This is a genomic window from Mucilaginibacter sp. FW306-07-L (assembly GCF_058782065.1).
Genome location: NZ_JBYSXI010000001.1, coordinates 120,311 through 133,445, shown reverse-complemented (window position 1 = coordinate 133,445; position 13,135 = coordinate 120,311). Strand labels below are relative to the sequence as shown.

At 44.3% G+C, this 13,135-nt stretch carries 9 protein-coding genes; 3 read left to right on the top strand and 6 right to left on the bottom strand.

What is annotated here, in order from left to right; all coding sequences use genetic code 11:
- Positions 1 to 17: 17 nt before the first annotated feature.
- Positions 18 to 1,835: a sensor histidine kinase gene (locus AC3WJC_RS00545; RefSeq protein ID WP_492397116.1), complete on the bottom strand. Its 1,818-nt coding sequence runs from the start codon at positions 1,833 to 1,835 to the stop codon at positions 18 to 20.
- Between the two features lie 344 nt (positions 1,836 to 2,179).
- On the opposite strand from AC3WJC_RS00545, the gene uvrA reads away from it, so the two are divergent.
- Positions 2,180 to 5,044 carry an excinuclease ABC subunit UvrA gene (gene uvrA, locus AC3WJC_RS00540; RefSeq protein ID WP_492397115.1) on the top strand — a complete coding sequence of 955 codons (2,865 nt, stop codon included), beginning with the start codon at positions 2,180 to 2,182 and terminating at the stop codon, positions 5,042 to 5,044.
- A 119-nt stretch (positions 5,045 to 5,163) separates the two neighbouring features.
- On the opposite strand, the gene AC3WJC_RS00535 is transcribed toward uvrA, so the two are convergent.
- The 4 genes from AC3WJC_RS00535 to AC3WJC_RS00520 form a co-directional block, all read right to left on the bottom strand.
- Positions 5,164 to 6,621 carry a hypothetical protein gene (locus AC3WJC_RS00535; RefSeq protein WP_492397114.1) on the bottom strand — a complete coding sequence of 486 codons (1,458 nt, stop codon included), beginning with the start codon at positions 6,619 to 6,621 and terminating at the stop codon, positions 5,164 to 5,166.
- 71 nt (positions 6,622 to 6,692) lie between these two features.
- Positions 6,693 to 7,826 carry an N-acetyl-alpha-D-glucosaminyl L-malate synthase BshA gene (gene bshA / locus AC3WJC_RS00530; protein WP_492397113.1) on the bottom strand — a complete coding sequence of 378 codons (1,134 nt, stop codon included), beginning with the start codon at positions 7,824 to 7,826 and terminating at the stop codon, positions 6,693 to 6,695.
- Positions 7,827 to 7,944: 118 nt separating this feature from the next.
- A complete protein-coding gene (locus AC3WJC_RS00525; protein ID WP_492397112.1) occupies positions 7,945 to 8,862 on the bottom strand; it encodes a hypothetical protein in 918 nt (305 codons plus the stop codon).
- An 11-nt stretch (positions 8,863 to 8,873) separates the two neighbouring features.
- A complete protein-coding gene (locus AC3WJC_RS00520; RefSeq protein WP_492397111.1) occupies positions 8,874 to 9,086 on the bottom strand; it encodes a DUF2442 domain-containing protein in 213 nt (70 codons plus the stop codon).
- Between the two features lie 250 nt (positions 9,087 to 9,336).
- Here AC3WJC_RS00520 and AC3WJC_RS00515 point away from each other — a divergent pair, with 250 nt between their 5' ends.
- Positions 9,337 to 11,604, top strand: a complete 2,268-nt coding sequence (locus AC3WJC_RS00515) for an aconitate hydratase (protein WP_492397110.1) — start codon at positions 9,337 to 9,339, stop codon at positions 11,602 to 11,604.
- A gap of 430 nt (positions 11,605 to 12,034) precedes the next feature.
- On the opposite strand, the gene AC3WJC_RS00510 is transcribed toward AC3WJC_RS00515, so the two are convergent.
- The gene (locus AC3WJC_RS00510) at positions 12,035 to 12,337 is read right to left on the bottom strand and encodes a hypothetical protein (RefSeq protein ID WP_492397109.1); all 303 of its coding nucleotides are present in this window, start codon (positions 12,335 to 12,337) and stop codon (positions 12,035 to 12,037) included.
- A 319-nt stretch (positions 12,338 to 12,656) separates the two neighbouring features.
- Here AC3WJC_RS00510 and AC3WJC_RS00505 point away from each other — a divergent pair, with 319 nt between their 5' ends.
- Positions 12,657 to 13,118, top strand: coding sequence for a peptidylprolyl isomerase (locus tag AC3WJC_RS00505; protein ID WP_492397108.1), 462 nt, complete (start codon positions 12,657 to 12,659; stop codon positions 13,116 to 13,118).
- Positions 13,119 to 13,135 lie beyond the last annotated feature (17 nt).

Below are 13,135 nucleotides of genomic sequence, written 5' to 3'. Positions count from 1 at the left end.
TGTGGTGGTAAGGTATGTTATGCTAACGGAAATTTCAACTCAAACTCCGAGCCTTTTTCTCTTTCTGATCGTACGCTGATGGTGCCATTCAGCTTTTTAACTATTGAATTTACGTAACTCAGGCCTAAACCAAAGCCTTTAACATCATGCAAATTACCGGTGGGTATACGGTAAAACTGTTCAAATATTTTAGCCTGCTGCTCGCGGCCCATGCCAATGCCCTTATCGGCCACTTTTATAATAATGCTGCCGTTTTTGTTAAGCGTACTGATAGTAATAACCGGCGCGTTACTGCTATATTTTATGGCATTGTCAATCAGGTTATATAACACGTTTGAAAAATGCAGTTCATCAGCAATAATCATCGGCTTCTCGGCATCCAGGTTAACCGTTACATCGGCAGCGCACTTTTGCAGCTTTAGGGCCATGCTATCCAGTACCAGGCTTACCATCTCGTTAACGTCAAGCGGCTTGGTATCGAGTTTAAAATCATCCTTTTCTAAACGGGCAATATTAAGCACCCGTTCAATATGGCTGCCCAGGCGTACATTTTCCTCATAAATAATATTAGCCAGGCGGGATACACGGGCCTTGTCGCCGGTCATTTCATCATCTTTTAGTGCCTCGCTGGCTATCATGATGGTTGATACCGGTGTTTTAAACTCATGCGTCATGTTATTGATAAAATCGATCTTCATCTCCGAGATCTTTTTTTGGCGCAGTATAGAGAATATGGTATAGCCAAAACAAAATACCAGTACAAAAAGCAAACCCGCGGTTGTGGCCATGCTTGCCCCCATGCGGCCGAGTATCAATGAGCTTTTTTGCGGGAAGGCGATCCTGATCTTACCCGGATCATTCACCATCTCGTTGCTAAAAATCGGGGTTTGGTAGGTATTAGCCGCTACAAAAATTGGTTTTGTTGCCTTACCCATATCCATGGCATTGGCAAATATCAGCGAATCGTTATTGGCCGTGAGCACTTCATAACTAAAAGGAAGAAAAATGCCTTTGTTATGCAGCTCGAAACGCAGCAGCGAATCTATCCAGAACTTGCTTACGCGTTTGGTAAGAGGCTCATTTGTTTTGCTGTACTCCTCGGCCAGGTTTTCAATAACAGTTGTTTTTGATGTACTCTTAACCTCCGGAGTTTGCGGCGCTACGGCCAGGCTTTGTAAAGAGTCAACCTCAAGCAGGCGTTTAATTTTAGCCAACTGCTGCTCCTTTCTTAAACGATCCTGCTCCTGCTGCCACAACGGGTTTACACGGGGTACGGAGATGATCTGCTTGCCAAACTGGGGATCAAGATAAACATAACGCAGCGTATCATACTTTTGCAGTTTTTTTGGCCGCTTTTCTGGCTTAATATCCCGGCGTACCACTTCGGGTATCATACGGCCATACACATCACCATATTCATCGGTATACTCCTCTACCCGTATGCGAAAGTTATAGGCATCCCGCAACAGTTCATCCTGCGTTTTACGCAGGCGCATCCTGTTCAGGCTATCGCGCAGTTGGGCACGTTTTTTTTGGTTGAGCTTTTTAGTATTTTTTTGAGGAGCAGGGGCCGTAATGTTTTGCGTAATGGTGAGTTGCTTTTGCTTGATAGCCACTACCCGGTCGTTATCGTTAGCCTTGGCATTTAAAAACTTCATAGCATCCTGCTTGGCCACCTTGTGCGCTACGTTGTTAAGCGCCTCGTTCACCGTTTGATCAAACAGTTCGGACTGCATAAGGTATGATTGCCGCAAAAAATAAAATTGCATGGCCATTACCCCCAGCAGCGCGAAACCCATTAAGCCAATAATTAATCCGATACTCCTTTTCTTCATCCTTATTGCAAATTTATTTTAATTACGCCTTTGGTTATGCCATTTAACAATATTTAACAATTGATGTATTTTGTTTAATCCTTTGGTGATTAGCTTATTTATCAGGAATAAATAACCAACAATACCTATATAATGGCTGCTTGCAAAACTAATCAGCCAAATAAAAAACATCCAAAACTGGCTTGTTAAACAAATGACTTTTACATACATCAATTCATTTGCTTTTTGCTAAACATTTTAGGATTTTTGCACTTTCTTATTTTAGTCGATAGCCGATAGACCATAGACCATAGTCTATGCCATATCTTCACCATTGACTATGGACCATTGACCATAAGCAGCTAATGATAAACGAAGCCGAAAAAGACGCTCAACAAAATATCATCATAAAAGGTGCACGTGTGCACAACCTTAAAAATATCGATGTTGCCATACCTAAAAACAAACTGGTATTGGTTACGGGCATGTCAGGGTCGGGCAAGTCGTCGCTGGCGTTTGATACGCTTTATGCCGAGGGGCAGCGCCGCTATGTGGAAAGCCTTTCATCATACGCCCGCCAGTTTTTGGGCCGCATGAACAAGCCCGATGTGGATTATATTAAAGGTATAGCCCCGGCTATCGCTATCGAGCAAAAGGTGATCACCTCCAACCCGCGCTCCACCGTAGGCACCTCAACGGAAATATATGATTACCTGAAACTGCTTTTTTCGCGCATCGGCAAAACTTATTCGCCTGTTTCGGGGCAGATCGTGAAAAAAGACAGCGTTACCGATGTGATCAACTTTATTATGGCTTTGGCCGATGATACACAGGTAACCATTTTGGCTCCGCTGCATCCGCATAACAACCGCAGCCTGAAGGAAGAACTTGCCGTATTGTTGCAAAAAGGTTTTGTAAGGGTGGAGTACAATGGCAAACTGGCTCGTATTGAGGCTTTGTTGGAGGATGAGAGCATCGCTGCCGATAAAGAAATTGACGAGAAACCTAAAAAAGGTAAAGCCAAAAAAGCAGAGCCGGAAACAGCAGATTTTGTTGTGCGGATAGTAATTGACCGCGTAACCAAAAATAACGAAGATGAAACGGTAAGCCGCCTTGGCGATAGCATACAAACCGCCTTTTTTGAAGGCAAGGGCGATTGCTTTGTACGCTGGCAGCAGCCGGATGAAGATGCTGAGCAGGAACGCTTTTTTTGCGACCGCTTTGAGCTGGATGGGATTCGGTTTGAAGAACCTTCGCCAAACTTTTTCAGTTTTAACAACCCTTACGGTGCCTGCAAAAAATGCGAAGGCTACGGCAAGGTGATCGGCATTGACGAGGACCTGGTTATCCCAGATAAAAGCAAAACCGTTTACGAGGGTGCCATTGCGCCATGGCGAGGCGAAAAAATGCGCGAGTGGAATGACCGTTTGGTAAAGAACGCCATCAAATTTGATTTCCCGATCCATCGCCAGTACAACCAGCTAACGCCCGAACAGCAGCAACTGCTTTGGAAAGGCAATAACCACTTTCAGGGGCTTGACGCTTTTTTTAAGGAACTGGAGGAACAAACCTATAAGATACAATACCGAGTGTTGCTTTCGCGCTACCGCGGTAAAACTACTTGTCCGGAATGTAAGGGTAGCCGCTTACGCCAGGATGCATCGTATGTTAAGATTGATGGTAAGTCGATCACCGATATTGTGTTGATGCCGCTGGATACAGCCTACCAGTTTTTCAGCAACCTGCAACTATCTCAACACGACGAAACCATTGGCCGTCGCCTGCTTACCGAGATCACCAACCGCTTGAATTTTTTGAACGATGTGGGCTTGAGCTATCTAACGCTTAACCGTTTATCCAACACGCTTTCGGGCGGTGAGTCGCAGCGTATAAACCTGGCAACTTCGCTGGGTAGTAGTTTGGTGGGCTCGGTTTACGTATTGGATGAACCAAGCATCGGCCTGCACCCCCGCGATACCAACCGTTTGATCGGCGTATTAAAATCACTGCGTGATGTGGGCAACACCGTATTGGTGGTTGAGCACGAAGAGGAGGTAATGAAAGCCGCCGACCATATTATTGACATTGGCCCCGAAGCCGGCACTCATGGAGGCCAGTTAGTTTTCAGCGGCAATTACAGCGAGATCATCAAGGATGAAAACAGCCTTACCGGAAAATACCTGAGCGGCAGGGAAGAAATTGCCATCCCCGCACACCGCCGTAAATGGAGCGACCATATTACCGTAAAGGGTGCCCGCGAAAATAATCTGAAACACGTAACCGCAAAATTCCCGTTAGGGGTATTAACGGTGGTAACGGGTGTATCAGGCTCGGGTAAAACCAGTTTGGTAAAACGCATACTGCACCCGGCACTGCAAAAAACCCTGGGCAATTACAGTGGCGAACAAACCGGTACTTATGATGGCATTGAGGGCGATTACAACAAAATTGAACAGGTTGAACTGGTTGACCAGAACCCGATAGGCCGTTCGTCGCGCTCAAACCCGGTTACTTATGTTAAGGCATGGGATGAGATCCGCAACCTTTTCGCCTCACAACCGGCAGCTAAAGCCGGTGGATTGAAACCATCAGCCTTCTCCTTTAACGTAGAGGGCGGCCGCTGCGATGTTTGCCAGGGCGAAGGCGAGGTAAAGATAGAGATGCAGTTTATGGCCGATATATTCCTGACCTGCGAGGCCTGTAACGGCAACCGCTTTAAGCAGCATATATTGGATATTACCTACAATGAAAAGAATGTAGCCGAAGTATTGAACCTGACCATTGACGAGGCGCTGGAATTTTTCGCCAAGGAAACCAAGATCATCAACAAAATAAAACCTTTGGTTGATGTTGGCTTAGGGTATGTGCAGTTGGGGCAATCATCAAACACCCTGTCGGGTGGCGAAGCGCAGCGGATCAAGTTGGCATCATTCCTGGTTAAAGGCAACAACACCAGCAAAACCATGTTTATTTTTGATGAGCCAACCACAGGCCTGCACTTTGCCGACATCAAGAAGCTGTTAAAATCATTCGACGCGTTGCTGGAGCATGGCAACACCATCATCGTTATAGAACACAATATGGACGTAATCAAGTGTGCCGACTGGGTGATAGACATTGGCCCCGAAGGCGGCGACAGGGGCGGTAATGTGGTTTTTGAAGGCCTCCCGGAAGATTTGATAAAGCAGAAAAAATCTTACACGGGTGAGTACTTAAGGGAAAGGTTCTAATTAACGATCGCTATCCTTATCCGCGAATAGTTTATTTAAATAAAGCGAAGAAGCCGTGCTACTTTCAATACAAATAGCACGGCTTCTTCGCTTTATACGTTTCAGTCTATCGTACCGCTTTACAGGAAATTTTGCTGCAAATGCACATCATATTTAATACCAAATACTCCGTGAACCGACATATAAGGCACTATATAGTTGTTTTTAAACCACATAACATTACCTGCATAAGCCGCGTTTTTTAACTTCTTTTTTGAAAGCACCTGCATTACCGACCATTTACCGTCAGCAATATTAAGTTTAGCATAAACCCCTTCTATACTTGCCATGCCGGCACTTTGGTTAGATACAACGTGTAAATTATTTCCCTCGGCATAAAACGCAGTATTGATATAACCAATGGTATTGCCATGTTCAACAGGCAGAACCTGTTGAAATTTCATTTTGAGAGATGGATCATAGCCATTGATCACCATGGCCTGCTCAACAGCCCATGAACCATACATACCCCTACTGAGATGCCTGTTTGAGAGTGCTACCAACAACGTACCATTATACTCATATATGCACCTTACATCTAAATCGCCGGAGTATCCTATTTCAGGTTTATTGATATCCTTATTTAGCTTTACAAAGCTTTTTTCGATTTGCTTTTTGTGCGATTTATCAAAAAGTTCAACTACCAAATTTTTTGTTTTCTTCTCCAGGTCAATTTTACCAACCGATAATTGTATATCCTTGTCACTATTTTTATGAACAACGCTAAAATAAGCGACACCGTAATCCGTATTAGATGGAATTACCCTGATGTAACTTCCCGGTGAATTAGTGCCCATACTTCCGCGCACATCAATATCCTGCCCTAACTTAGCCGAAGCTGTACCGGAATTGGCAGGATACCTGGTTATTTCAACAGTTTTGCTATTATTAAAAGCAGATACAAATACGTCACCCGCGTTATTATTATTTATACTGAAAACTATACCATTTGTAAATTCAGGTTTTAGGGTTGACGTTGCCACAAGCGCTTCATTAAAGTCGATAACAGCTATATTTTGAGTTGTATTAAAATCCTTATTAGCTGTAAATGAGATGCTGGTTGATTTTTTGATATTAGTTTCGCGTACGGCCAGTTTAAAAAAGCTGCTGTTACCGCCTATATTATGCAAAAACGAAAAGTCTTCGTAAAAAATACTTTTAGATGTGTAGAGCACTTTTTCAAGCACTACTTTACCTGTTTTAGGGTCAATCAGATAGCCTAAGATATCGCCTGTTATTAGCTGTGTGTTTTTATTGACCTTTGATGTTAAGACCAATACCTTATTTTTGAATTTCAAACATTTTAAAGATTGACCTTTAACAATTGCCGACCAAACCACGTTCATTTTGTCGTCCATGGCCATAATCTCGCTATCGTCATTACCTGAGTAAACCTGAACAATATTCAGATGTTCGTCCCATATAAAGGGGCTGAATGCTTTAACGTCCTCTCGAAAATCTTTCAGTAAAAAAGGCTCATTTTGAGCATACGACAGCATGGGGGCTACCCATAAAAGCAGGAGTAGAATTTTCTTCATGTGATAAAATTAGTATGCCGCTAAATTACAAAAGGCAACTAATCCCTCAACTTTAAATAATAAAATTCTTTTTAGGCTTTGCTTCTGTTTATGACTTCCTGGTAGTAGTTTTCATACTCAGGCAGAATGTTTTTAAGATCGAATATTTTGGCGCGGGCCAGGGCATTGTCTTTAAAGGTTTTCAGGCGGTCATCATCCTCTAAAATATAGATAGATGCCTCGGCCATACCCTGTACATCACCAACATCCTTTAAAAAGCCGGTTTCGCCATCAACATTCAGTTCAGGCAAACCGCCGGTATTGCTGCTTATCACGGGTACCTTGCAAGCCATAGCTTCCAGCGCTGCCAAACCAAAACTTTCCGACTGTGACGGCATCAGGAAAAGGTCGGCTACAGAAAGGATCTCCTCAATAGCATCCTGCTTGCCTAAAAAGCGGGTCTGATCGGCTACGCCAAGATCACGTGCCAGTTGCTCGCAGCCGGAACGTTCGCCGCCATCCCCTACCATTAATAGTTTGGCAGGTACCTTTTTAATTACCTCCGCGAATATGCGCACCACATCTTCAGTACGTTTTACTTTACGAAAGTTAGAGGTATGCACCAGTATTTTTTCGCCATTAGGGGCTATCGCTTTACGAAAATGATCCTTGGCTTTAAAGCTGAAACGATTAAGATCGATAAAGTTAGGGATCACCTTGATCTCATTCTGTATCTCGAAAAAATCGTAAGTATCTTTCCGTAATGATTCAGAAACGGATGTTACCCCGTCGGATTTATTGATAGAGAAAGTAACTACGGGTTTAAATGTCCTGTCCTTACCTACCAACGTAATATCAGTACCGTGCAGGGTAGTAACCACCGGTATGCTGATGCCGTAAGTAGCTAAAATTTGCTTGGCCATAAAGGCTGCCGAAGCATGAGGTATGGCATAATGTACGTGCAATACATCCAGTTTTTCAAAACGTACCACATCAACCAACCTGCTGGCCAAGGCAAGCTCATAGGGTTGAAACTCAAATAAAGGATAGTTTGATACCGATACCTCGTGGTAAAACAGGTTCTCGGAGAACAGGTCGAGGCGAACCGGTTGGTTGTAGGTAATAAAGTGCACCTGGTGACCACGCTCGGCAAGTGCCTTGCCTAATTCTGTGGCAACAACCCCGCTACCGCCAAAGGTTGGATAACAAACGATTCCTATTTTCATTTCTACTGCAATGTTAACAGCAATTTATGTCAAATGTGTTATCGCTTTGTAAAATCGTTGGTACAGGCTTTGGGCGTTAAAAAATGGACGATTAAGTGTTTAAACAATCTTTAAATACTTAATTTTCATTAGGCTTACTGTCACCTTCGCCAGATGAACTTGCCGCACGGAAACGTGGCTTGAATCCAATTTTAGGAGGAGCCGGTTGTTCATCTGCCGGTTTGTCGTTGGCAGCGGTTTCCTTCTCAACCGGTTCATCTGCTTTTGGCTGCGTCGCATCCTCAACAGTCTTAGGCGCATTAGCCGCCCTGAATTTCGGCGTAAAGCCTATCTTCGGTTTAGCTGCCGGTACATCGCCTGCTGGTCTATCCTCAACAGCAGGTGTTTCTTCCGCTTTAGGCTGAGTAGTTTCTTCAACAGGCTTAGGCGGATTAGCCGCCCTAAATTTCGGCGTGAAGCCTATCTTAGGTTTAGCCGCTGGTGCATCTTCCGCAGGTTTATCTTCAACAGCAGGAGCTTCCTCTGTTTTAGACTGAGCGGTATCCTCAACAGGTTTAGGTGCGTTAGCTGCCCTGAATTTGGGTGTGAAGCCAATTTTCGGTTTATCTGCCGGTGCATCTTCTGCCGATTGCTCTGTTGCCGGAGCATCGGCTTTGGGTTGTGCCGCATCATCCGCAGGCTTGGGCACATTCGCTGCCCTGAATTTTGGCTTAAAGCCTACTTTGGGTTTGGCAACCGGTATATCAGCCAGGCCATCGGCTTCCTTCGGGGCTTGCGTGGCCGGGGTAGTCAGGGTTTCTACAATGGTCTGTTCAGCGAGCTGGTTTTCCTCACGCAGCCTTTCTGCCTTAACTTCGGGTGCTAAATGATATTGGCGGCGTAGTTTATTAAACCAGTATTTCTTGGTATGGTCAAAACTCTTTTCGCCCATGGCCTCGTAATGGCTCCTGAACTCGCCATACAAAGCCGGTTCGCCCTGTTGCAGGGCGGCAATATCTATTTTCTTCTTTTTAAAAAAATCTTCAAACGTTAGCATCCGCCTGCAAATTAAAGCAAAATATCCACATCCAGTTTATTCCAGCGAATACCATTGCCGGTCATTTCCCAGTCTGCCTGCTCCTCCTCCGTTGCATTAAGCAGCTTCGGGTACCAATCCAGCGGAAAAGCCTGGCTTTTGCCATCGCTCTCTACATATAATAACCCGGCATTAAAGGTTACTTTAATATCTTTTTTTTGCTTTCGCGATGTGAATAGTGCCATAAGCTTCTCGTTATCTAACCTGAACAATTATTTGATGTAACGTATAACCGCCCTTATTTGTTGATTAAACGCGATCCGGTAACACCGCCCTGGTACTGCTTTACTAAACAAATCATTAACTATTTAGAATATATCCAAATAACATTTGTACAAACCGCTGACGGCTTTTAGTGTTTATATTTTGTAAATTCGCCGCTAAAAGCAGCGAGCATTGCACCTGCTACTTTACTCACCTTTAAGATCAAATATAATGGCTTTTGATATTGATATGATCAAAAAGGTTTACGAGCGCTACGGAAGCCGCGTTGAGGCTGCCCGTAAAGCTACAGGTAAACCACTTACATTAACCGAGAAAATTTTATACGCGCACCTTTCAGGCGGAGAAGCAACAACAGCCTACACACGTGGTACTGATTATGTTGACTTTGCACCTGACCGTGTTGCCATGCAGGATGCTACCGCCCAAATGGCGCTGTTGCAATTTATGCAAGCCGGTCGCCCGCAGGTGGCCGTACCTTCAACCGTACATTGCGATCACTTGATTCAAGCCAAAATTGGCGCTGTTGATGACCTTAACACGGCCAATAATGTAAATAAAGAAGTTTACGATTTCCTTTCATCAGTATCTGATAAATACGGTATCGGTTTCTGGAAAGCCGGCGCGGGTATCATTCACCAGGTAGTGCTGGAAAACTATGCATTTCCCGGTGGTATGATGATCGGCACCGATTCACACACGCCTAATGCGGGTGGTTTAGGTATGATAGCCATCGGTGTTGGTGGCGCTGATGCCTGCGACGTTATGGCCGGCCTGCCATGGGAGCTAAAATTCCCTAAACTGATCGGTGTTAACCTAACCGGTAAACTATCGGGTTGGGCTTCTGCCAAGGATGTTATATTGAAAGTTGCCGGTATACTTACCGTTAAAGGTGGTACAGGCGCTATTGTTGAATACTTTGGCGAAGGTGCACGTTCGCTTTCAGCAACCGGTAAAGGTACAATCTGTAACATGGGAGCTGAGATTGGTGCTACTACCTCTATATTCGGTTACGACGAAAAATCTGCCGCTTACCTTAAAGGTACTCAACGCGAAGATATTGCCGCCCTGGCTGATGCTATTGCCGAACACTTAACCGGCGACGAGGAAGTTTACGCCAACCCTGAACAATACTTTGACCAGGTGATCGAGATCAACCTGAGCGAGTTGGAGCCACATGTAAACGGCCCTTTCACTCCAGATCTGGCATGGCCTATCTCCAAATTCGCTACAGCGGTTAAAGAGAACAACTGGCCTACTACCCTTGAGGTTGGTTTGATCGGCTCATGTACCAACTCATCTTACGAGGATATTACCCGCTCGGCATTTATTGCCAAGCAGGCTATTGATAAAAAGTTAAAAACCAAAGCTGAGTTTACCATTACACCGGGCTCGGAGCTGGTACGTTATACGGTTGACCGTGATGGCTACCTGGATACCTTCGCCCAGATGGGCGGTGTGGTATTGGCTAATGCCTGCGGTCCGTGTATCGGTCAGTGGGCGCGTCATACTGATGATCCTACACGCCGCAACTCAATCATTACTTCCTTCAACCGTAACTTCGCTAAACGCCAGGATGGTAACCCGAACACACACGCGTTCGTGGCATCGCCTGAAATTGTTACCGCATTCGCTATTGCCGGCGACCTAACGTTTAACCCGCTTACCGACACGTTAGTTAACGAGAACGGCGAAGCTGTTAAATTTGACGAACCACAGGGCATTGAATTACCGGTACAAGGTTTTGCTGTAGAGGATGCCGGTTACCAGGCACCTGCCGAAGATGGCAGCGGTGTTGAGGTAATTGTTAGTCCTACATCAGCACGTTTGCAATTGCTTGATCCTTTCTCTCCATGGGAAGGTACAGACCTGAAAGGCCTGAAACTGCTGATCAAAGCAAAAGGCAAATGTACTACTGACCATATTTCAATGGCTGGTCCATGGTTAAAATTCCGCGGCCACCTGGATAATATATCAAACAATATGCTGATCGGCGCTATCAACTATTTTAACAATAGTGCCGATAGCGTTAAGAATGCCATAACCGGCGAATACGGCCCGGTACCTGCTACCCAGCGCGATTACAAAGCGCACGGCATCGGTACTGTAGTGGTGGGCGACGAAAATTATGGCGAAGGTTCATCACGTGAGCACGCTGCTATGGAGCCACGCCACCTGGGTGTACGTGCCATACTGGTAAAATCATTTGCCCGTATTCACGAAACCAACCTTAAAAAACAAGGCATGCTGGGTATCACCTTTGCTGATCCTGCTGATTACGAAAAAATTCAGGAAGACGACAAGATCGATATCATTGGCCTGACCGAGTTTGCACCGGGCAAGCAACTTACCGTTGTATTGCACCATGCTGATGGCACACAAGACAGCTTTGCGGTAAACCACACTTACAATGCACAGCAAATTGAGTGGTTTAAAGCAGGCGGCGCGTTAAACATCATCCGCAAGCAACAGAGAGCTTAATTTTTTAGCTGAGATCTGAAAAAACCAAAGCATAAACTTTATAACAAAAACGCCGCTCAATTTGAGCGGCGTTTTTTTGTTATTTACTACTTGCAATCTTTTTTACTTTCCTGATTATTACCAACAACACTATTAAAATTACAGCTAAAAGAATTGTTAAAATACTGGCAGCAAAGTTCAAAGCAAGGGGTCCGTAGGCAAATATTTTGACTTTAAAAATCTGTAACAATATGAGTATTGTCAATGATACAAATTGAAACAGAACCACCATTATCAGCTTTGGTAAAAATGCAAATCCTCTATAAAACAACCATAAAAATGGTAACAGAAACCAAATGATTTGAATAATTGCAATAACAAATACCATCAGGATTAGGTTAGTTTCAGCATATCAATGCTAAGATAATAACCTTATTGATTGCGAAACATATCAACCATTAAATTTCTCCGCAAACTCTATAGCAATCTTCCAGCTTACGATTATGCAGTTGTGGTTTGTACTTATCAAAGTCTGTTCACAGGATGCCGCTGCGAACAGAAGTGCCCATTTCAACGTAGTTTTTGCCAACTCCGACCGGCATACCGCCTTGTACCGCTCCTTCGTAAGCCTGTTCGTCGGTAAATTCAACCCAAGGCAGTTATAGGTTTGCCAATAGCTGCGCTTAATATTTTTGGCTATATCGGCTGCGATACGGTCGTCGTTTGTTAAAATAGCAATTCCCTTGAAATTCATAAAGATTTAAATATATCATCGCTGCAATAAAACGGGCGGCCAAATCGCTCATCATCTACAACAAGAAAATATTGACTAAAAACTGCGGCATGACTAACCCCCATGCCGTATTTTTTGGTATTGGTTTTAAGTATCCACAATAATTTTTTTAACCTTAACATGCAACCACAAACAAAATTTGATGTCGTTATTATTGGCGGCAGTAATTCGGGGCTGTCGGCCAGTATGGCTTCCTTTCACCCTCAATAACTACCTTTCCGCTTTCGCCTCTTTACCCTTCACCCTTTTTTACTACCTTTGCAAACTATTTAATAAAGAGATGAGTAAAGCGATTATAAAAACCGAAAAGGGCAACATGACCGTAGAGTTTTACGACAATGATGCACCTAATACAGTAGCTAATTTTAAAAAGCTGGCCAAAGAGGGCTTTTACGATGGTATAGCCTTTCACCGTGTTATCCCTAACTTTGTGGTACAGGGTGGCTGTCCGTTTTCAAAAGATCCGGCAACCGCTAACAGGGCGGGTTCCGGCGGTGCAGGTTACCATATTGACTGCGAACTGACCGGCGATAACCAATATCACGACCGTGGTGTACTTTCAATGGCACACGCGGGCCGTAACACAGGCAGCTCACAATTTTTTATCTGCCACAGCCGCACCAATACCGCGCACCTTGACCGTAACCACACTTGCTTTGGTAAGGTTATAGAGAATGTTGATATTGTTGACGATATCCGCCAGGGCGATAAAATAACAACTATCGAAGTAATAGAGGAATAATTTAGTGATCAGAGGTT